Annotated in this window: 19 protein-coding genes; 12 read left to right on the top strand and 7 right to left on the bottom strand. The window is 66.4% G+C overall.

From position 1 onward, the window contains the following. Positions 1 to 4: 4 nt before the first annotated feature. From CTATCC11996_RS04355 to CTATCC11996_RS04370, 4 genes are all read right to left on the bottom strand, one after another. Positions 5 to 757, bottom strand: a complete 753-nt coding sequence (locus CTATCC11996_RS04355; protein ID WP_003073525.1) for a phosphoribosyltransferase — start codon at positions 755 to 757, stop codon at positions 5 to 7. Between the two features lie 7 nt (positions 758 to 764). Beyond that, positions 765 to 1,994, bottom strand: coding sequence for a M20 aminoacylase family protein (locus CTATCC11996_RS04360; protein ID WP_003073528.1), 1,230 nt, complete (start codon positions 1,992 to 1,994; stop codon positions 765 to 767). Positions 1,995 to 1,997: 3 nt separating this feature from the next. Continuing rightward, complete coding sequence (locus tag CTATCC11996_RS04365) at positions 1,998 to 2,990, bottom strand: Bug family tripartite tricarboxylate transporter substrate binding protein (RefSeq protein ID WP_003073531.1); 993 nt, start codon at positions 2,988 to 2,990, stop codon at positions 1,998 to 2,000. Positions 2,991 to 3,181: 191 nt separating this feature from the next. Then, positions 3,182 to 4,147, bottom strand: coding sequence for a LysR family transcriptional regulator (locus CTATCC11996_RS04370; RefSeq protein ID WP_236597904.1), 966 nt, complete (start codon positions 4,145 to 4,147; stop codon positions 3,182 to 3,184). 104 nt (positions 4,148 to 4,251) lie between these two features. Here CTATCC11996_RS04370 and CTATCC11996_RS04375 point away from each other — a divergent pair, with 104 nt between their 5' ends. From CTATCC11996_RS04375 to CTATCC11996_RS04415, 10 genes are all read left to right on the top strand, one after another. Further along, positions 4,252 to 5,448 carry a CaiB/BaiF CoA transferase family protein gene (locus CTATCC11996_RS04375; protein WP_003073537.1) on the top strand — a complete coding sequence of 399 codons (1,197 nt, stop codon included), beginning with the start codon at positions 4,252 to 4,254 and terminating at the stop codon, positions 5,446 to 5,448. Positions 5,449 to 5,475: 27 nt separating this feature from the next. Then, complete coding sequence (locus tag CTATCC11996_RS04380; protein ID WP_003073540.1) at positions 5,476 to 6,702, top strand: acyl-CoA dehydrogenase family protein; 1,227 nt, start codon at positions 5,476 to 5,478, stop codon at positions 6,700 to 6,702. Continuing rightward, a complete protein-coding gene (locus tag CTATCC11996_RS04385) occupies positions 6,699 to 7,799 on the top strand; it encodes an NAD(P)H-dependent flavin oxidoreductase (protein WP_003073542.1) in 1,101 nt (366 codons plus the stop codon). Before CTATCC11996_RS04380 ends, CTATCC11996_RS04385 begins: the two co-directional genes overlap by 4 nt. Positions 7,800 to 7,956: 157 nt before the next feature. Further along, the gene (locus CTATCC11996_RS04390; protein ID WP_236597903.1) at positions 7,957 to 8,817 is read left to right on the top strand and encodes a Bug family tripartite tricarboxylate transporter substrate binding protein; all 861 of its coding nucleotides are present in this window, start codon (positions 7,957 to 7,959) and stop codon (positions 8,815 to 8,817) included. Positions 8,818 to 8,891: 74 nt separating this feature from the next. Further along, positions 8,892 to 10,694 (top strand): lysoplasmalogenase family protein, encoded by a 1,803-nt coding sequence (locus CTATCC11996_RS04395; RefSeq protein ID WP_034348238.1) that lies wholly within the window; start codon positions 8,892 to 8,894, stop codon positions 10,692 to 10,694. 389 nt (positions 10,695 to 11,083) lie between these two features. Beyond that, positions 11,084 to 11,281 carry a hypothetical protein gene (locus CTATCC11996_RS04400; RefSeq protein WP_003073550.1) on the top strand — a complete coding sequence of 66 codons (198 nt, stop codon included), beginning with the start codon at positions 11,084 to 11,086 and terminating at the stop codon, positions 11,279 to 11,281. A 61-nt stretch (positions 11,282 to 11,342) separates the two neighbouring features. Continuing rightward, the gene (locus tag CTATCC11996_RS26460; RefSeq protein WP_274377459.1) at positions 11,343 to 11,468 is read left to right on the top strand and encodes a hypothetical protein; all 126 of its coding nucleotides are present in this window, start codon (positions 11,343 to 11,345) and stop codon (positions 11,466 to 11,468) included. A 48-nt stretch (positions 11,469 to 11,516) separates the two neighbouring features. Continuing rightward, positions 11,517 to 11,840 carry a hypothetical protein gene (locus CTATCC11996_RS04405; RefSeq protein ID WP_003073552.1) on the top strand — a complete coding sequence of 108 codons (324 nt, stop codon included), beginning with the start codon at positions 11,517 to 11,519 and terminating at the stop codon, positions 11,838 to 11,840. 12 nt (positions 11,841 to 11,852) lie between these two features. Beyond that, the gene (mgtA, locus tag CTATCC11996_RS04410; protein ID WP_003073555.1) at positions 11,853 to 14,600 is read left to right on the top strand and encodes a magnesium-translocating P-type ATPase; all 2,748 of its coding nucleotides are present in this window, start codon (positions 11,853 to 11,855) and stop codon (positions 14,598 to 14,600) included. 105 nt (positions 14,601 to 14,705) lie between these two features. After that, positions 14,706 to 15,425 (top strand): MgtC/SapB family protein, encoded by a 720-nt coding sequence (locus CTATCC11996_RS04415; protein WP_003050868.1) that lies wholly within the window; start codon positions 14,706 to 14,708, stop codon positions 15,423 to 15,425. Positions 15,426 to 15,729: 304 nt separating this feature from the next. Here the strand turns inward: CTATCC11996_RS04415 and ruvB are convergent, their stop codons facing one another. Next, on the bottom strand, positions 15,730 to 16,827 hold the full coding sequence (gene ruvB / locus CTATCC11996_RS04420; protein WP_034348239.1) for a Holliday junction branch migration DNA helicase RuvB: 1,098 nt from the start codon (positions 16,825 to 16,827) through the stop codon (positions 15,730 to 15,732). Between the two features lie 141 nt (positions 16,828 to 16,968). Here ruvB and CTATCC11996_RS04425 point away from each other — a divergent pair, with 141 nt between their 5' ends. Continuing rightward, positions 16,969 to 17,502 carry a peroxiredoxin gene (locus tag CTATCC11996_RS04425; protein WP_003073559.1) on the top strand — a complete coding sequence of 178 codons (534 nt, stop codon included), beginning with the start codon at positions 16,969 to 16,971 and terminating at the stop codon, positions 17,500 to 17,502. 23 nt (positions 17,503 to 17,525) lie between these two features. Here the strand turns inward: CTATCC11996_RS04425 and CTATCC11996_RS04430 are convergent, their stop codons facing one another. Both CTATCC11996_RS04430 and ruvA read right to left on the bottom strand, forming a co-directional pair. After that, positions 17,526 to 19,085: a trypsin-like serine peptidase gene (locus tag CTATCC11996_RS04430; protein WP_034348208.1), complete on the bottom strand. Its 1,560-nt coding sequence runs from the start codon at positions 19,083 to 19,085 to the stop codon at positions 17,526 to 17,528. Between the two features lie 49 nt (positions 19,086 to 19,134). After that, complete coding sequence (gene ruvA / locus CTATCC11996_RS04435; RefSeq protein ID WP_003073563.1) at positions 19,135 to 19,710, bottom strand: Holliday junction branch migration protein RuvA; 576 nt, start codon at positions 19,708 to 19,710, stop codon at positions 19,135 to 19,137. 49 nt (positions 19,711 to 19,759) lie between these two features. Here ruvA and CTATCC11996_RS04440 point away from each other — a divergent pair, with 49 nt between their 5' ends. Then, complete coding sequence (locus tag CTATCC11996_RS04440; RefSeq protein ID WP_003073564.1) at positions 19,760 to 20,773, top strand: PhoH family protein; 1,014 nt, start codon at positions 19,760 to 19,762, stop codon at positions 20,771 to 20,773. Positions 20,774 to 20,812 lie beyond the last annotated feature (39 nt).

Below are 20,812 nucleotides of genomic sequence, written 5' to 3' on the forward strand. Positions count from 1 at the left end.
TTTATTAGCTTTCAGGCCACCAGCCGTCGGCGCGGCGCTCCATGCGCGGGCAGTCGTAGGCCGCGACCACGGGGATGGCACTGCCATCGGCTCGCACCAGCTTTTGCTGCCACTGGGTGCCCTGGCGCATGGCCACGGCAATGGCGGCCACTTCGGCGCCGCAACGCTCCAGCAGCTTGAGGCCGGACACCATGGTCGTGCCCGAACTCACGGCATCGTCCACCACCAGCACGCGTTTGCCGGCAATCAGGCCCAGCTGATTCGGGTCGATATAGAGCAGCTTGCCCTTGCCCGGTGTGGTGATGGAGCTGACGGGCTCGGAGAGCTCGTCGCGATACCAGTATTTGCGCGAATAACCCAGGGGCACGTAGCGGCTGCGGCCCAGGTGGCGCGCCACCAGCGGCGCAAAGGCCAGGCCCAGCGTGGGCAGGCCGATGACCGCGTCGAAGTCATGCGCCCCGGCGCCTTGCGCCATGTGCAGCGCCAGCTCCTCCACCACCTCCATCGATGCCTGATTGGCAATCAGGGAGGCCACGCAGCGGTCCGGTGCCGAGCCATCGGCCGTGGGCATGCCGCGCAGCGGCAGCAGCAGATAGCGGCCGTCGGGCAATCTGGCCGGGTAGCTCTTCGCATAGGGCGGCAGCGGCGACTGGGTCAGCTCGGCCTCGGTGACGGTGGCCTGCCAGTAGTCGGTCGTGGCATCGAAGCCGGGCAGATTCTGGCCGCAAAGGTCGGCCACGGATGCAATTTCACTCATACAAAACTCAGTCGCGGCGCAGATAGCTCTCGGCCAGCTTGACCCAATACGAGGCCGTCACGGGCAGCAGGTTGTCGTTGAAGTCATAGGCCGCGTTGTGCACCATGCAGCCGCCTTCGCCCATGCCGTTGCCGACGATGAAATAGTTGCCAGGGACCTGGTTGAGCATGATGGCGAAGTCGTCGCTGGCCTGCAGCGGCTGCAGATCGGGAATCAGCCATTCCTCGCCCGGAAATTCGCGCGCCACCTCGACGGCAAACTCCGTCGCGGCCTTGTCGTTCATGACGGGCGGATAGCGCCATTTGTAGTCCACCTCGGCCGTGGCGCGGTGCACGGCGGCCTGGGCATGGGCCATGGCCGTGATGCGCTCGCGCAGCTGCTGGCGCACCTCGGGGCAGCGCGCGCGAATGGTCACGCGCAGCTCGCAGGTTTCGGGAATCACATTGGGCGCATCGCCCGCATGGATGGCACCGATGGTGACCACGGCCATGTCGTTGGGGTCGATCTCACGCGAGCGTATGGTCTGCAGCGCCAGCACCAGATGCGAGGCCACGACGATGGGGTCCACGGCCACATGGGGCATGGCGCCATGGCCGCCCTTGCCGCGGATGGTGATGATGGCCGTGTCCGAGCTGGAATACATCACGCCCGGGCGAAAGCCGAACTGCCCGGCCGGGTAGCCAGGCTCGTTGTGAAACGCATAGAGCGCATCACAGGGAAACAGCTCGAACAGGCCCTGCTCCACCATCTTCTGCGCACCGCCATGGCCTTCCTCGGCTGGCTGGAAGATCAGATGGAGCGTGCCCTGGAGCTGTTCCTTGCGCGCGGCCAGCACCCTGGCTGCGGCCAGCAGCGTAGCCGTGTGCCCGTCGTGGCCGCAGGCATGCATCTTGCCGTCGTGACGGCTGGCATAGGACAGGCCCGTGGCTTCACGGATAGGCAGCGCATCCATGTCGGCGCGCAGGCCAAGACGTTTGCCGATGTGCTTGCCATTGGCATGCTCGCCGCAGCGCAGCGTCCCCACCACGCCGGTGTCGCCCAGGCCGCGATGGACCTCGTAGCCCCATTCGGCCAGCCTGGCCGCCACGATATCGCCGGTGCGATGCTCTTCGTAGGCCAGCTCGGGATGGGCGTGCAGATCGTGGCGCAGGGCCAGCATTTCCTGCGCAATGGCTGCCACTTCGGGCAGCACGGGCGGATGGATTTCGGCGTGGACAGGGTTCAGCGGCGCAGCCATGGCTTATTCCGCCTGGATGTTGGCCGACTTCACGATCTGCGCATAGCCGGCTTTTTCCTTCTTCAGGAACTGGACAAAGCTGGCCTGGGTGCCGGAGCCGGGCGTGGCGCCGCCGTCTTCCAGGCGCTTGCGCACATCGGGCATCTTGAGCACGGCATCGAGCTCGGTGGCCAGGCGCGTGACCACGGCCTGAGGCGTCTTGGCGGGCACGAACAGGCCCGTCCAGGTGTTGAGGTCAAAGCCCTTGAGCTCGGTTGTCTCGCCAAAGGTGGGCACGTTGTGGATGGCATCGATGCGCCTGGCCGATGTCACGCCCAAACCTTCGAGCTTTTTCTGCTGGATCATGGGCACGGCGCTCACAGTGGTGAGCATGCCCACATCGACCTGACCGCCCATCACGTCGCTGGTGATCTGGGCACCGCCGCGGTAGGGCACATGCACCAGCTTGATCTTGGCACGCTCCTGCAGCATTTCCATGGCCAGATGCAGCATGGTGCCCACGCCCGAAGTGGCGTAGGTCAGCGATCCAGGCTTGGAACGCGCCAGCGCAATCAGCTCGTTCAGATTGTGCGCCGGCAGGCCGGGACGGGCCACGGCGACCACGGGGGCGATGGTGGTCAGCCCCACAGGGGTCAGATCCTTTTCTGCGTCGTACTTGACGGCGGAATTCACCAGCTGGGCAATGCTGATGGGGCCGTCAAAGCCCATGAGCAAGGTGTAGCCGTCGGCCGGTGCCTTGACGGCCTTGCTCACCCCGAGCACACCGCCGGCGCCAGGCACGTTGTCCACCACGATGGACTGGTGCAGGCGCTCGCCCAGCTTCTGGCCGATCAGGCGTGCCGTGGTGTCCACATTGCCGCCGGCGCTGAACGGCACGATCAGCGTGATGGGCTTGGTGGCGGGCCAGGCATCGGCGGCGGCAAGAACGGGAGCGGAAAAACCGGCCGCAGCCATCAGGGCGGCGGTCGCGACAAGAGAGCGGCGTGGTATGGACATGTAAAGGCAGCAGTGGGTCACGGGCACCTTGCCGCAGCATGCGGACGGCGAAGTGCCCGTGCAGGCCGGCGGGTCAAGACAGCTTGCCGACCGGGGAGATGCGCGAAATTATCGGCTCGCTTCTCGCCCCATCTCATAAATAGAAATACTTAGCAATCGATGCTTACCCCAGAAAACGCTGATCCACGACCTCACAGCACTGCCTGTCGGGCCATCAAGGCGCCGGCGGTCTCGGTTATCAGGGCCGCCACCGCCTTGCCTGCCAGAGTGAAAGGGCGCTGACTGCTGGTAGCCAGCACCACATGCTGACGAAACACCCGCTCCGCCAGCGCAATGGCTGCGAGGCGGCCACAGGCCAGCTCCTCGCTGACTGCATGGCGCGGCAGCAGCGTGGCGCAGTCGTGCCGAGCCAGCATGCTCTTGAGGATCACCGAGGAGCTGGCCTCCAGGATCACGTTCAGGGGCACCCCATGTCGGCCTGCCTGCTCATCGAGCAGGTTGCGGATGGCGTTGGGAGGCACCGGCAGCACCAGCGGCAGGCGCTCGAGCGTCTGCAGGGCCATGCTGGCTGGCAGGGCCGTATCCACCGGCGCCAGCATGCGCTGCAGCACACTCTGGCGACCCACCACGCATATCTGCGCATCGGCCAGCTTGCGGTAGCTGTTGCTGCCTCTGGCCCGGTAGCGGTTCAGGATTGCCATGTCGATGCGGCCCTGGCTCAGCGCCACCTCCATGTCTCCGCTATAGCCCTCTATGACGCGCAGCCGGATCTCGGGAAAGCGCTGCGCCACCTCGCCATACAGCGCCGCAGCCATGAAGCCGGCCACACCCGGCACCAGGCCCAGCGTAACCAGGCCGCTGGGCACACCGGTCAGCTCCTTGCCCATGCGCAACAGCGCCTCGGCCTCGGACAGCAAAGCCGAAACGCGCGGCAGCATCTGCTCGGCCAGTGCCGTGGGCTTGACGCCGCGTCCCGTGCGGTAGAAGAGCGCACCGCCCAGCGCGCGCTCCAGTTCGGCGATCTGCCGGCTCACGGCCGACTGCGCCAGTCCACGCTCGACGGCCGCACGTGTCAGGCTGCCGCCCTGGATCGCGGCGGCCAGCGTCCTCAGCGACTTCAGTGTCAGCAACTCCAGGGCTTCGGTGGCGTGGGTCATGGCAGCTTCTGCATCCATCTGAAAGCGAGATATCTGATTCTCATATTTCTGGTTGGCTCGCGGCTAGCTGTTTCCTACATTGACCTTCAGGAGACATGCACACCATGAACGGACCTCTCACCGGACTGCGCGTCCTGGACATCGCCACCATCATTGCCGCGCCCTCGGCCGCGGCCCTCCTTGCCGACTACGGCGCCAGTGTCGTCAAGGCCGAGCTGCCCGGCGCAGGCGACGGCATGCGCGACTTCCCACCGCACAAGGACGGCAAGCCTCTGTGGTGGAAAGTGACCAACCGCGGCAAACGCCTGATCACGCTCGACCTGCGAAAGCCCGAGGGCGCCGCGCTGCTGCTGCGCATGCTGCCTCAGTTCGATGTGCTGATCGAGAACTTCCGCCCCGGCACGCTGGACCGCTGGGGCCTGACCAAAGAGGCCTTGTGGCAGGCCCAGCCCAGCCTGGTGATACTGCGCACCACGGGCTTCGGCCAGAGCGGCCCCTACCGCGACCGGCCGGGCTTTGCACGCTTGTTCGAGGCCATGGGCGGCCTGACCTACATCAGCGGCGAAGCCCAGGGAGCACCCATGCACTGCGGCTACCCACTGGCCGACAACGTCGGCGGGCTGTTCGGCGCGGTAGGCGTGCTGGCAGCGCTGTGGCGCCGCGCCCGCAACCCGCAGGCCCCGGGCGAGGAAATCGATCTGTCGCTGACCGAGGCCACGCTCAAGCTGCTGGAGTTCCTGCCCATCCAGCACGAGCAGCTAGGCACCGTGTATCAGCGTTCGGGCAATGCCAACCAGTACTCTGCACCGGCCGCGGTCTACCGCACTGCCGACGGGCAATGGGTATCGCTGTCGGGCAGCACCAATGCCATGTTTGCCAACAACTGCCGCGCCATAGGCCGGCCCGAGCTGATAGACGAGCCATGCTTCGCCAACAACCGCGGCCGCGTGCAGCATGCCCAGGAGCTGAACGGCATCTTCGCGGCCTGGTGCGCAGCACATCCGCTGGCGGCGGTTCTGACCGCCTTCGAAGCGGCGCAGGGCACCATCGCCCCGGTCTACGGCATCGACCAGATCGAGGCCGACCCGCACATGCGCGCTCGCCAGGCCCTTTGCGACGTGCCCGACCGGGACTTCGGCAGCGTGCGCATGGCCAATGTCGTGCCGCGCTTTGCCCGATCGCCCGGAGGCATCCGCCACGCCGGCGGTTCGCTGGGACAGGACAACGAAGCGTTCTACCAGGGCGAGCTGGCAATGCCTGCCGCCGAACTGGCCCGCCTGCGCGAGGCAGGCGTCATCTGAGGCAGATCTGAAACAAAGGAGGCCCCCATGTCGATTCCTGAACCCCACCACCCGCTTGTGCACCTGTCGCCCGATGAGGCCGCACTGCTTGAGCGCGTGAAAACTCTGGTGGCCGAGCGCATCGGTCCGGACGCTGACCGCGTGGCGCAGGAGGACGTCTTCGCCTGGGATACCTTCCGGCTGCTATGTCGCGAAGGCATCGTCGCCACCGCATTCCCGCGCGCGCACGGCGGCAGCGAGGCGTCGATGATGCTGCGCGTGCGCATCATCGAGGAAGTAGCGTCTGTGTGTTCGACGGCCGCTTCGCTGGTCACAGGCACCGACCTGTCCTCGCGCCCCATCGTGGCCGGCGGCAGCGAGGCACTGCGCAGCGCGCTGATCCCCGACCTGGCCAGCGGCGCACGCCAGTCGGCCTTCGCACTGACCGAGCCCGGCGCAGGCAGCGACGTGGCGCGGCTGGGGGCGCACTATGCGCCGGCACCGCAGGGCGGCTGGACGCTCAATGGCAAGAAGAAGTTCATCACGCGTGCCAACGTAGCCGACATGTTCGTGGTGGTGGCGCGCCAGGCGGACGGTCCCGGCGGCGGCCGCGGACTGAGCGCCTTCGTCGTGCCGAGCGACACCCCCGGCATCACGGTATCGCCGGTGATTCCCAAGCTGGGCTGGTACGGCGTGCCGATCGCGCTGGTCAGCTTCGATGACGTGCACATCGCGCCGGAGCACCTGCTCGGCAAGGAAGGCGAAGGCATGGCGCTGGCGCAGGACACATTGCTGCGCGCACGCATCGGCCACGCTGCAATCGCGCTGGGCCGCGCCGCAGGTGCGCTGCAGATTGCCGCCCAGTACGCCAACCAGCGCCAGGTCTTCGGGCAGCCGGTGGGTGCGCACCAGGGCATCCAGTGGATGGTGGCCGAGATGGCGGCGCAGATCGAGGCCGCACGCTGTCTGGTCTACAGCACCGCGCAGCGCTACGACGCAGGCGATGCCGACGTGGCCGCCCATGCATCGATCGCCAAGCTGCATGCCACCGACCTGTGCATGCGCATCGTGGTTGACTGCCTGCAACTGCTGGGCGGCAACGGCTACCTCAAGGCCTTCCCGCTGGAGCGCTTCCTGCGCGACGCCAAGATGAACCAGATCGGCGAAGGTACCAGCGAGATTCACAAGACGCTGATCGGCCGCCATGTGCTGCGGCGCGCCGCAGCGCTGCCGCAGCACCCTTGCCTGGACATGGAGCCGGAGCTGTGGACATGAGCCATTCGCTGACCAACGACCTCTGCAGCCGGCTGGGCATACGCCTGCCCATCTTTGGTCTGGCCCACCGTATCGAAGTGGCCGCCGCGATCTCACGGGCAGGCGGGCTGGGCGTCTATGCCGCCGCGCGTGACGGCCCGCACGAGCTGCAACAGAAGCTGCGCCAGCTGCGCGAACTGTGCCCCGACCACCCGGTGGGCGTGGACCTGCTGCTGCCCACCGGCCTGCCCGAACACGACGACCGCGTGGCCGTGGCTGCCGCGCTGCCGCAGGGGCACAGGGATTTCGTGCAGGGCCTGTTCAGGCAATACGACGTGCCGCCGGCCACCGAGGGCAACTTCTTCTCGCAGTACGTACGCTCGCAGAGCCTGTTCGAGGAGCAGGTGGACGCCATTGCGGGCAGCGATATCGAGGTCTTTGCCGCCGGCGTCGGCACGCCGGTGGAGGCGCTGGCACGCATCAAGGCCCGCGGCCTGCACACCATCGCCCTGGTCGGCAGCGTGCGCCATGCGCAAAAGGCGATCGCAGCCGGGGCCGACATCCTGGTGGCCCAGGGCTATGACGCGGGCGGCCACACGGGGCCCATCGGCACCTTCACGCTGGTGCCGCAGATCGTGGCTGCAGCCGAGGGCCGGCCAGTCATCGCGGCCGGCGGCATCGGCACCGGGGCGCAGGTGGCGGCCTCGCTGGCCCTGGGCGCGCAGGGTGCCTGGCTGGGCACGCTATGGCTGGGCACGCGCGAGCACGAGATGCCGCAGGAGCTGGCGAAGAAGCTGATCGCGGCCGACAGCGAAGACACGGTGATCACGCGCGCCCACAGCGGCAAGCCCTGCCGCGTGCTGCGCAGCGCGTTCAGCGACGCCTGGGCACAGCCCGGCGCGCCCGAGCCGCTGTCCATGCCCTACCAGCAGGCTCTCACCGGCGATCTGCTGGCGGCGGTGGAGCAGCACCGGATCGAGCCTCTGATGTACGAGGCCGCAGGGCAGAGCGTGCACTGGCTGCGCGGGATCAAGCCCGTGGGCGCGGTGATGGACCGCCTGGTGACCGAGACGCGCCAGGCCCTGCAATCGATGGCGGCCTATATCGCCGCAGACTGAGGAGAGCGTCATGGATCGTCGGCAGTTCAATCTCCACGCGCTGCTCGCCGGCGCATCGGCCGGCCTGGGCCTTGTGCCAGGGATGCTGCCAGGGCTGGCGCGCGCCTCCGTTGCGCCCGGACCGGGCGGCTATCCCGAGCGGCCGCTGCGCGTCGTCGTGCCCTATCCCGCAGGCGGCGTCGTCGACGTGGTGCTGCGCGCCGTCTGCGACCCGCTTTCCAACGCACTGCCGCAGCGCATCGTGGTCGACAACCGCCCGGGCGCCGACGGGCGCATCGGCATCGATGCGGTGGCCAGGGCCCCGGCCGACGGCTATACGCTGCTGGCGGCGTCCCCGATCCTGACGACAGCCGAGCACCTGATGCCCGACAGCCGGCTGCGCAGCAGGGATTTCGTCGGCATCTGCGGCATCGCCGCCGCGCCGACGGTGTTCGTGGTGCACGACACGGTGCCAGCCAGGACGCTGAAGGAGTTCGTTGCGCTGGCGGCCCTCAGACCGGGCGAGTTCAACGCAGCCAACCCCGGCACCGGCAGCTCCATCCACCTGGCGCAGGAACTGTTCTTCGAGCGCACCGGCATCCGCTTGACCAACGTGAGCTACAAGGGCCAGCCGCCGGCGCTGCTGGACCTGGGCTCCGGCCTGCTGCAGTTCGCGCTGATCTCGCAGAGCCTGGTGCTGCCGCTGATCCAGTCCGGCAAGGTACGGGCTCTGGCTGTCAACGCCGCAGCGCGCACGCGCTCGCTGCCCGAGGTACCCACCATCGCACAGGCCGGCTATCCCGATATCCTGGTGCAGTCCTGGTACGGCATTGGCGCACCGGCGAAGACGCCCGTGCCGGTGGTCGAGTGGCTGAGCCAGCAGTTCCAGCGCGCGCTGGCGACGCCCGAAGTGCGCGCGCGACTGGCAGCCACCGATGCGGAAATCCTGGCGCTGGATGCGGCACGCTTCACCGAGCTTATCGCCGTGGAGACCAGGCGCTGGGGCGCGTTGATCCACAAGCGCGGCATACGGTTGTGAGCGCCCGCGCCAAGAGCCGCAACTAGGGAAGATGCGAGGCGCCGCGCGCCGCGCCCTGCCCACAATCGATGACCATGCTCTCCCCCAGCCAAGTCATCGTTGTGGCCACGCCGGTCTTTTTTGCATTGATTGCCGTGGAATGGGCCGTCAGCCTCAGTCGCGGGCGCAATGCCTATGCGCTGGCCGATGCCATCAGCTCGCTGAACCTGGGCGTCCTGAGCCAGACCAGCGCCGTCTTCACCAAGCTGCTGACGCTGGGCATCTACACCGTCGTGGCCAGCCATGTGGCGCTGATCGAGGCCGATGCCTTCTGGCTCAGCCTGCCGGGCTGGCTGCTGGCCCTGCTGTTCTACGATCTCTGCTACTACTGGCTGCACCGCATGGGTCATGAAGTGGGCGTGCTCTGGGCCGCCCATGCCGTGCACCACCAAAGCCAGGCCTACAACCTCTCCACCGCGCTGCGCCAGACCAGCTCCGGCGCGCTGCTGGGCTGGATCTTCTATCTGCCCATGGCCCTGGCCGGTGTGCCGCCGCTGGTGTTTGCCGTGGTCGGGCTGATCGATCTGCTCTACCAGTTCTGGGTGCATACCGAGCAGGTCAGGAAGCTGGGCTGGTTCGACCGCTGGTTCTGCGCGCCCAGCAATCACCGCGTGCACCATGCCGTCAACGAGCGCTATCTGGACCGCAACTATGGAGGCATTCTCATCGTCTGGGATCGGCTCTTCGGCACCTACAAGACCGAAGACGACGAGGAGCCCTGCGTCTACGGCACGCGCGGCCTGCTCAAGAGCTGGGACCCGCTGTGGGCCAACTTCAGCGTCTACCGCCAGCTGGCGCATGACAGCTGGCACGCACGCAGCTGGATGGACAAGCTTCGCGTCTGGTTCAAGCCGCCGGGCTGGCGGCCGGCCGATGTGGCGCAGCGCTTTCCCAGGCCCGCCTTCGATCTGGACGAGCACCGCATCATCTATTCGCCCCCCATGAGCGCTGCGCTGCGCTGGTTTGCCGGCCTGCAGTTTGCGGCGCTGGTTGCGGGCACTTCGGTCTTTCTCTGGCATGCCGACCAGTCGCCGCTGGCCACCAATCTGATCTGGTTTGGCGTGCTGCTCACCGGACAATGGGCTCTGGGCGCTGCCATGCAGGGACGCATCAGCCTGTGGCTGGCACTGATGCTGCAAAGCGGCTCACTGGCAACGGCCACGGCGGCGCTCGGTCTGCAGCCATGGCATTGGCTGTTCAAGCCCGCCACCATGGTTTTTGCTCTCATATGCATAGCTTCTTGCGCAAGTCATGCCTCGAAAACAATGCAAAACCTGCCTCAAAAGCATGTCTATCTGCTGCTGACAGCTATTGTTTTTTCCATGTCAGGCGATGTCTTCCTGATGCTGGACGGACAGTTGTCAACCAGTCTGTTCATTCCCGGCCTGGTCAGCTTTTTATTGGCCCATGTCTGCTACGTTGCGCTGTTCAGGCTTGATGTGGCCTGGTTTGCCGACCGCAGCGCACTGCTGCTGGTGGCCGCGATCGGCGCCGCCATGTATGTCTTTCTCTGGACCCATGGCCTGCCTGCCGCCCTGCGTCTGCCCGTGGCCGCCTATGTCGGCGTCATCGCCCTGATGGCGGCCCAGGCCTGGGGACGCTATCGCCAACTGCGCAGCCGCGCCGCACTGCTGAGCGCCCTGGGCGCCAGCTTTTTCATGCTCAGCGACTCCATTCTGGCCATCAACCGTTTTGTGCAGCCGCTGCCCTGGTCGTCGGTGAGCGTGCTCGGCAGCTATTACGCCGCGCAGGCCCTGATTGTCTGGGGCTGTGTGCGCCAATGGGCCGAGCCCGCAACCCGCCAGGCCCCGGCACAATTGCAACTGAAAGCCACCTAGGGTTGACCCTTGGACCGGTCTCGACCGATAATCGGCAGATCGCAATTTCAGGAGTCCCCACGTGGACAGTGCCAGTTCAACCAGTGATTTATCGCACGCCGCAATGGCTGCGAAGCTGGCCGACTGACAGACTCCCCCGGATCGGGAGTCGTCATCGACCGCCCCGCATCCCTTGCCCCGCGCCCCTCGCAACTTGCTGTTTGGCTTCCCGACGTTCGGGGCGGCCTGCCGTGCACAGCACGGCTAGAGCCCTCAAGCTCGCAAGCTCTGCTCATCACTGAGTTTTCGCGCCGCCAACCGCTCCGGCTTTCCGTCGGTTCATGGTCGCGCCAAAACGTTTGTGCCGCGCTGCCGCCTGGCCCGCTCCCTCAACCAATGAGGAGAACGCCATGAGCAACCGCCTGACCCGCACTCTGCACCAGCTGCGCCCCCTGCTGCTGCGCGCCCGCGCCACGCCCCACCAGGCAGCGCCCGCCGCACCGGCAGCCTTGCCGCAAGCGCTGGAACAGACGCTGGAACTCGATGCACTGACCAGCTGGCCCACGCATCGCATCCGCAGCTATCTGAGCAGCCGCAACGTGCGCTGAGCCGCCTCGTCGCGGACCGGCTCCGGCCCGTATTTCATTCACTTTCAACCAAGGAACACGTATGGATCCCGACCCTAGTCGATCTTGCAGCGCGCCCCGTGCGGCGCGCTGTCAAGCCATTGGCCTGCGTGTGACCCTGATGGCTGCGCGCAGGGACTGGAACCCCGTCCCGGGGCTGGACGCCTGATGCAGTAGCAGCGGCGGGCAGCTCCCGGGTCACCCAAGGAGTATGCCCATGCAACGCCTCGCCTGGCTGCGCGTGCTGCAACGCAGCCGCCCCGCCCCCCGCCTCGATGACACCACCCGCCACCATGGCCTGACCCATGCCGTGAGCTCGGCACTGAGCGAGCGCCGCACCGACGTGCTGCGCCACCTGGTCGACCGCCATGCAGCGCCCCTCATGGCCAGCGCCATGGCCAATCTGAGCATCCGCCAGCGCGCCGATGCGCTGTCGCTGCTGACCCGCGAGCAGCGCAGCCGCATCGACAACCAGTTGCGCGCCGGCCAGGCGCAGCAGCCCTGGAGGCGATTCTGCATCTCCGGCAAGACACTGCACTGACAGGAGGCCGTGATGCAAACCCTCAAAAACCTGTTCCGTGCCTTCTTGCACAGCCACCGCCTGGCCGGCCTTTTCGGGCGTCGGCCGATGCCCGCTGGCGGCCCCTCCACCGCCGTCACCGTGCCACCGGCACAGGTACAGGCCCTGCAATCCGCCGCCTGCAGCCCCGTGGCTGCGCTGCTGCAGCAGCTGGACACATCGAGCCGGGGCCTGAGCCCCGAGCAGGCCCGGCAGCGCCAGCTGCGCCATGGGCCCAACGAGGTGGCGCATGAAAAGCCGCTGCCCGCATGGCAGCACCTGTGGCATTGCTACCGCAACCCCTTCAACCTGCTGCTGACGCTGCTGGCCGTGGTCTCCTATGTCACCGAGGACGAAAAGGCCACCATCGTCATCGCAAGCATGGTGCTGCTGTCCACACTGCTGCGCTTCGTGCAGGAGGGTCGCTCCCGGCGCGCCGCCGCGCGCCTGCAGGCCCTGGTCAGCAACCGCGTCACCGTGCGCCGCAGACCCGATGCACAGGCCGCAGACTTTCGCGACAGCGGCGGCGGCCATGACGCCTCGCTGTCCGAGCTGCCCATGCGCGAGCTGGTGCCCGGAGACATCGTGGCCCTGTCGGCCGGCGACATGATCCCGGCCGACTGCCGCCTGCTGTCCGCCAAGGACCTGTTCGTGAGCCAGGCAGCCATGACCGGCGAATCGCTGCCCGTGGAAAAGGATGCGCGTACCCTGGCTGCCCTGCAGGCGGGCCAGTTGCTGGAAGCCGGTAACCTGCTCTTCATGGGAACCAATGTGGTCTCGGGCTCGGCCATGGCCGTGGTCGTCGCCACGGGCAACCAGACCTATTTCGGCACGCTGGCAGCGCGCATCACGCACCAGGACCGCACGGCCACCGCCTTCGAGCAGGGCGTGAACAGCGTCAGCTGGCTGCTGATCCGCTTCGCGGCCGTGATGGTGCCCGTGGTGCTGTTCATCAACGGCTACACCAAGGGCGACTGGGGCGAGGCCTTTTTGTTCGCGCTGTCGGTGGCCGTGGGCCTGACGCCCGAGATGCTGCCCATGATCGTCACCTCCACGCTGGCCAAGGGTGCCGTGGTGCTGTCGCGCCAGAAGGTGATGGTCAAGCGCCTGGACGCGATCCAGAACTTCGGCGCCATGGACGTGCTGTGCACCGACAAGACCGGCACGCTGACCCAGGACCGCATCGCGCTGGAGCGCCACACCGATGTGCAGGGCCGCCCCAGCAACGAGGTGCTGCAGTTCGCCTACCTCAACAGCTACTACCAGACCGGGCTCAAGAACCTGCTGGACCGTGCCGTGCTCGAGCATGTGGAGCTGCGCACCCGGCTGCATGTCAACGAGGACTACCGCAAGGTCGACGAAATCCCCTTCGACTTCCAGCGCCGGCGCATGTCCGTGGTGGTAGCCGAGCGCGACCATCACCATGAGCTGATCTGCAAGGGCGCGGTCGAGGAAATCCTGCAGGTCTGCACACATATTCGAGACAGCGGGAGCGACGGTGACACGCGGCTGCCGCTCACGCCCGAGCGCCGCGAACAGGTGCGTGCCGTCACCGAAGGCCTCAACAGCGAGGGGCTGCGCGTGGTGGCCGTGGCCATGAAGGAAGTTGCGCCCGACAAGAACACCTACGGCATCGCAGACGAGTCCGGACTGACCCTGATCGGCTACGTGGCCTTTCTCGACCCGCCCAAGGAATCCACCCAGGCAGCCATTGCTGCGCTGCTGCAGCATGGTGTGACGGTCAAGGTGCTGACGGGCGACAACGAGCTGGTGGCACGCAAGGTCTGCCGCGACGTGGGTCTGCAGGTGGACGAGGCGATTGTCGGCAACGACATCGAAGCCATGGACGAGGAGCAGCTGCGCCGCACCGTGGAGTCACACCTGCTGTTCGCCCGCCTGACGCCGCTGCACAAGGAACGCATCGTGCGTGCGCTGCGCGCCAACGGTCATGTCACGGGCTTCATGGGCGATGGCATCAATGACGCGCCCGCGCTTCGCGCCGCCGATATCGGCATCAGCGTCGACAGCGGCGTGGACATCGCCCGCGAAGCGGCCGACATCATCTTGCTGGAGAAAAGCCTGATGGTGCTGGAGCAGGGCGTACTCGAAGGACGCCGCACCTTCAGCAATATGCTCAAGTACATCCGCATGACGGCCAGCTCCAACTTCGGCAACGTGTTCTCGGTGCTGATTGCCTCGGCCTTCATCCCCTTTCTGCCCATGCTGCCCATGCAGCTGCTGATGCAGAACCTGCTGTACGACCTGTCGCAGATCGCCATTCCCTTCGACAACGTGGACGAGGAAATGGTCGCGCGGCCGCTGCGCTGGAACCCTCAGGACCTGGGTCGCTTCATGCTCTTCTTCGGCCCCATCAGCTCGCTGTTCGACGTGCTCACCTTCGCGCTGATGTGGTTCGTCTTCCATGCCAGCACGGCCGCACAGCAAAGCCTGTTCCAATCGGGCTGGTTCGTGGTGGGGCTGCTGACGCAGACGCTGATCGTGCACATGATCCGCACGCCCAGGATTCCCTTTGTGCAAAGCCGTGCATCCTGGCCCTTGCTGGCCGCCACGGCGGCCATCATGGCCATAGGCATCTTCCTGCCCATGGGCCCGCTGGCCGGACATTTCAAGCTGCAGGCCCTGCCGCTCGGCTATTTCCCATGGCTCATCGTCATATTGCTGGCCTATGCTGTGCTGACCACGCTGCTCAAGCGCGTCTATATCCGCAAGTACGGCTGGTGAGCACCTGGCCGCTTCGCGTCTGCCCTGCGGGGCAGACGCGCCAACCCGGGCCGCATGTTTCATGAACCCAGACACCGCTCCATAAGCAATAACAATCGGAACTTCATGCAATCCCTACAGAACTTCAATCTGCTCGCCACGCTGAACACGGTGCTGTGCCTTGTCGTGGCCTTTGTCTGCGGCAGCATCATCGGCCTGGAGCGCCAGATACGCCAGCGCACGGCGGGCCTGCGCACCAATACCCTGGTCGCCGTGGGCGCGGCCGTGTTCGTCGACCTGGCCATGCGCGTCTCGGGAGCGGACGGCGCCACGCGTGTCATCTCCTATGTGGTTTCGGGCGTGGGCTTTCTGGGCGCGGGCGCCATCATGAAGGAAGGCGCCAACATCACGGGACTGAACACCGCCGCCACGTTGTGGGGCTCGGCCGCGGTGGGCGCCTGCGCGGGAGCGGGTCTGCTGCCCGAGGCCGGCATTGCCACCCTGTTCGTGCTGGCCAGCAACACCTTGCTGCGCCCCGTGGTCAACTACATCAACCGCCACCCCGTGGCCGAGCATGCCAGCGAGGCCACCTACTATGTCTATGTGATCTGCGGCCAGCAAGCCCAGGCCGATGTGCGCGAGGGCATGCAGGAGCTGCTGGAGGCGGCCAACTACCCGGTTCGCGCAGTCGAAAAGCACGAGATCCCGCCGCACAACACCGAAATCGAGGCCGAGCTGTTCGCCACGGCCGTGCATGCCGAGGAGCTGGACCAGGTGGTCACGCAGATCGAAGCCTTGCCCGGCGTGCTGCAGGCCTTCTGGAACGCCGGACCGCAGAATAATTGACCCCCTGAGCCGCTGCGCGGCCTCCCCCAAGGGGGACGACGCCCTCGCCGCGAGGCGGCTCTTGCTCGGCGTCTCTGGCCTTGACCGTGCTTTAACGACGCAGTGCTGCTTGAACCGCCGAATCGTCGCCGGGAGCCAGGCCCTGAGCCGCTACGCGGCTTCCCGTTGCACGTCGCCCCCAAGGGGGACGACGCCCTCGCCTAGGCGGCCCCGCCTGGGCGGCCCCGCTGCGAGGCGGCTCTTGCTCGGCGTCTCTGGCCTTGGCCGTGCCAGTTCTTGGCCACGCCGGTTTTAGCGGCAGCGCTTACGTGGCCGAATCGTCTGCGGGGGCCTGCAGGCCCAGATGGCGGTAGGCGGCCTGCGTGGCCATGCGCCCGCGCGGCGTGCGCTGCAAAAAGCCCTGCTGGATCAGATAGGGCTCGATCACATCCTCGATGGTGCCCGACTCTTCGCCGATGCTCGCCGCGATGTTGTCGAGGCCAACCGGGCCGCCATCGAAGCGATGCACCACGGCTTCGAGCAGCTTGCGGTCCATGATGTCAAAGCCCTGAGGGTCCACATCGAGCATGGCCAGCGCCTTGTCGGCAATCTCGCGCGTGATGCGGCCGTCGCCCTTGACATCGGCATAGTCGCGCACGCGGCGCAGCAGACGGTTGGCGATACGCGGCGTGCCGCGCGAGCGGCGCGCAATCTCGAAACAGCCTTCCTCGTCAATCGGGGCATTGAGCAAGCCTGCGCTGCGCTTGACGATGCGTGAGAGTTCCTCGGAGCTGTAGAACTCCAGCCGCGCCACGATGCCGAAGCGATCGCGCAGCGGATTGGTGAGCATGCCGGCGCGCGTGGTTGCCCCCACCAGCGTGAAGGGCTGCAGGTCAAGCTTGATGGAGCGTGCGGCCGGGCCTTCGCCGATCATGATGTCGATCTGATAGTCCTCCAGCGCCGGATAGAGGATTTCCTCGACCACCGGACTCAGGCGGTGAATCTCGTCGATGAACAGCACATCGTTGGGCTCGAGATTGGTGAGCAGCGCCGCCAGATCCTTGGGTTTTTCCAGCACCGGACCGCTGGTCTGGCGCAGGTTCACGCCCAGCTCCGCCGCGATGATGTGGGACAGCGTGGTCTTGCCCAGGCCTGGCGGGCCGAACAGCAGCACATGATCGAGGGCCTCGCTGCGCTTTTTGGCGGCGCCGATAAAGATCTCGAGCTGCTCGCGCGCCTTGGCCTGGCCCACATATTCGTCGAGCTGCTTGGGACGCAGGGCGCGCTCCAGCGCCTCTTCGCCCTGGGACGAATGCCCGGCCGAGACCATGCGCGGCGCAGCCGCCTCGGGGTCGGCGGCCGCGCTTCTGGCCTTGCGTGCAGGTGCGGGGCTGGCCGCAAATTCGTCCACATGAATCGTCATGGCGGCAATTGTGCCCCAAGCCAGGTCGGAGCACTGATCAAAAATACAGGGGAAAACAAAATCCCACAGTTGCAGCTCCCACATTGATGGCCGGCCCCGGGCTTTGCGCACAATGGCGGCAAAGACCTCAGGAGATTTTTCATGCGTATTCACACCCTGGCCTGCACGGCCGCCCTGCTTTGCCTGTCCGTCCCGGCCCAGGCCGCGCTCAAGCCCGGCGATGCTGCACCGAGCTTCAAGACGCCCGCAGCCGTCGCCGGCAAGGCCTTCGACTTCGATATGGCCGAGGCGCTCAAGAAAGGGCCGGTGGTGCTGTATTTCTTCCCCAAGGCCTTCACCCAGGGCTGCACGCTGGAAGCCCATGCCTTTGCCGAGGCCACGCCCCAGTTCGCTGCCATGAAAGCCACGGTGGTGGGCATGTCGCATGACGATATCGACACCCTCAAGCGCTTTTCCACCGAGGCCTGCCGCGACCAGTTTGCCGTGGCATCGGACCCGAAGGCCGTCACCATCAAGGCCTATGACGCGGGGGCTGCCGCCAACCCGGCCAGGGCCGACCGCATCTCCTATGTGGTGGGCCAGGACGGCAAGGTGAAGTTCGCCCTTGTCAGCAGCGACCCGCTGGCCCATGTGGAGCAGACCAAGGCCGCCGTCAGGCAGTTGCAGGGGAAATAGACCCGGCCCGGTCCGGCACTCCGTCACTGTGCCAGCCAGTTCCCGATCTGGCTGCTGAAGGTCCGGTCGAAGCGGCTGTAGACGTCGGAGCCGCCGCTGACCGTGCACGAGCTGCTGCCGCCGGACAGCGTGCCCACGACACGTCCGCCCGCAAACATGGCCGATCCGCTGCTGCCGCCTTCGGTCACGCCCTTGCTCCAGCCGACGTTCACGAAATCGCTCTGGGCATTGCCTGGGTTGCAGGTGATGCTGCCGGCACTCAAGCTGCAGTTTCGGTAGCTCTGCACCTGGCCTTCGCTGTATTTGAGCAAGTCGCCCTGCGGGTGATGCAGGCCGTAGATGGCCGTCCCCGTCACTGCCGTGCCTCTCGCATCCCAGCCGGCCAGCGTCGCACCGGCGGGCGCTGCGTCATTGAGCCGCATCAGCGTGGCATCGTGCGCCGCCGTGGCATACAGCAAGGTGGCGCCGCGCTGCAGCGCCGTGGTCTGGGCGCTGGGCTCGAAGCTGTTGCAGCTGGCCGAGCGGAAGAACCAGTCCGTGCGCAGCGAGGTGGCCGATGCCTGGGTCGATATGCAGTGATTGGCCGACAGGAAATACGGCGTTAAATCGCGCCGCGTGTTGTTCAGCAGGGAGCCCGTGCAGTAGTAGTAGCGGTTGTCTGAGCCCACATAGGTCATGCGCGCCACGGCATTGCGCTCGGTGGCGTACTGATCGGCGCAGCTGGCATCGAGCTCGCAACCCGCGGCATCGCCCACATTTCTGGGCACGAGACTATCGCGCAGCTCCAGCTCCACGGGCAGGGCCAGGTTGACATAGGCATGGGTGAGCGTGGGAATGGCAATGCGCAGCTGCGATGTCGACAGTCCCGCAGGCAGTGCAATCTCCAGCGTGACCTCATCGGCCCCCAGGTCGGGGGTCCACCAGATGCCGGCCGCCCGGGTATCGCCGTCGGCGCGGCGGTTGCGCGCAATGGCCTCGTTGACGGCCTTGCCAGTGGTCTCGAACCCGGTCTTGCTGCGATCCTTGCGGTACAGCCTGAGCTCGGCGGCATCGGGCATGGCATCGACCACCAGGCCCAGCCGCAGGCCATGGGCGCCGGCCGAGGTGATGCTGATCGCCGCCACCTGACCGCCCTCCGGGGTCTCGGACCAGCGCAGCGTGCGTGCCATATCGCCTGCGGACTGCAGCGATGACAGCGCCCGCGGCGCCCCTATCTGCATGGGCATGCCGGGCCTGGGCATGACCGGCGAAGGCGCGTCGCTCCACTGCGGCAATGCCAGATCGACGGCCTTGGGCCGCACGGCCACGGATGCCACGGCCACGCCTCTGGCCGAAGCCGCAGTCTGGGCGACAGGCACTATCAGCGAATCCAGCACATATGCTGTGGGCGGACCCGGTGGGGGACTGGTCTCTGAGACGCCCGCACCATTGCCGCCGCCGTTACCGACACCTGCGCCGCCAGGGCCCGGGTCCTGAACATTGCCTCCGCCTCCGCCTCCTCCGCCGCCGCAAGCGGTCAGCACCACCAGCATCAGGCTTGCGCATCGAGAGGAAACGCGCCTGCCCTGTATCCACCAATACATCTCGTGTTCTCCTGCCGTTCACGATCGGACTGGCACAGGGCCAGCGAAGCTATTTGGTCAAAGCCTTGAGCGCGAGCTTAATGCCCTCGCTCACCCCTACATCGGGTGGGAGTTTCTTGAGGGCGGCCGAGGCTTCCTTGTCGGAATAGCCCAGCGCCATCAGTGCCTGCTGGATATCGTTTTGCTCGTTGTTGTTGGCAAACAGCGACTGCGCACCGGTATCCGCGCCGATCTTGCCCTTGAGCTCCAGCAGCAGACGCTCGGCGGTTTTCTTGCCGATGCCGGGCACCTTGACCAATCGCCCTGCTTGCTGCTGCGATACCGCGTCCGCGAGATCATCGATGCTCATGCCGCTGAGCACGGCCAATGCCATGCGCGGTCCTATGCCGGTGATCTTGATGAGTTCGCGAAAAGTCTGACGCTCGCGGGCGGTTGCGAAGCCGAACAGCAGCTGGGCATCTTCCCGCACCACGAAATGGGTCAGCAGGGCCACCTTGGCGCCATTGGCGGGCAGGTTGTAGAAGGTGCTCATGGGCACCTGCACCTCATAGCCCACGCCGGCGCAGTCCACCAGGACTTCGGGCGGGTTTTTTTCCAGCAGCGTTCCAGTCAATTTGCCTATCATTGAAATCCTTTGCCGCACCGTGCGGCGATTCTTTTGAGAAATTATCCGCGTGATCCTGCGCCATACCTTCACTCCCCATAACAATACGCGCCTGACCCATCTCTGCGGCCCGGCGGATGCGCATCTGCGCACCATCGAAGTCGCGCTGGGCGTCAAGATCGCTCACCGTCACGAGCAGTTCAAGATCGACGGCCCCAAGGCCAAGGCCAATGAAGCGCTGGAGCTGCTGCAGGCGCTCTATGAGATCGCCGACTACGTGATTGCCGAGGATACGCTGCAGCTCATGCTGGCCGGCGATGTCGAGATGCTGGAAGCCGATCTGACGGCACCGCAGCTGACCACGCGCCGTGCCGATCTGCGCGCCCGCACGCCCAACCAGGCGCTGTATCTGGAAAACATCGCCAACCACGACATCAGCTTCGGCATCGGCCCGGCCGGCACGGGCAAGACCTATCTGGCCGTGGCCTGCGCCGTGGATGCGCTGGAGCGCAGCGCCGTGCAGCGCATCGTGCTGACCCGGCCCGCCGTGGAAGCTGGCGAACGCCTGGGCTTTCTGCCCGGCGACCTGACGCAGAAGGTGGACCCCTACCTGCGCCCGCTGTACGACGCACTCTACGATCTGATGGGCTACGAGAAGGTGCAGAAGGCCTTCGAGCGCAATGCGCTGGAGATCGCGCCGCTGGCCTTCATGCGCGGGCGCACGCTGAACAACGCCTTCGTGATCCTGGACGAGGCGCAGAACACCACGCCCGAGCAGATGAAGATGTTTCTGACCCGCATCGGCTTTGGCGCCAAGGCCGTGGTCACGGGCGATGTGAGCCAGGTCGACCTGCCCAAGGGAGCGCCCAGCGGTCTTGTCGATGCCGAGCGCGTGCTCAGGCGTGTCAAGGGCATCTCCATCAACCACTTCACCAGCGCCGACGTGGTGCGCCACCCGCTGGTGGCGCGCATCGTGGACGCCTACGATGCACGCGGGCGCGTGTCCGAAGGCACTTCGGCGCCCAAGCACCGCGCCAGCAGCCCGCGTACGGCCCGCTCGCTGCCCACGGCCGACGAGCTTTAATCAAAATCCATAGCTACTAGCACTTACCAAATAAGGGCT

It is taken from the genome of Comamonas testosteroni ATCC 11996 (assembly GCF_000241525.1).
Lineage (GTDB): Bacteria > Pseudomonadota > Gammaproteobacteria > Burkholderiales > Burkholderiaceae_C > Comamonas > Comamonas testosteroni.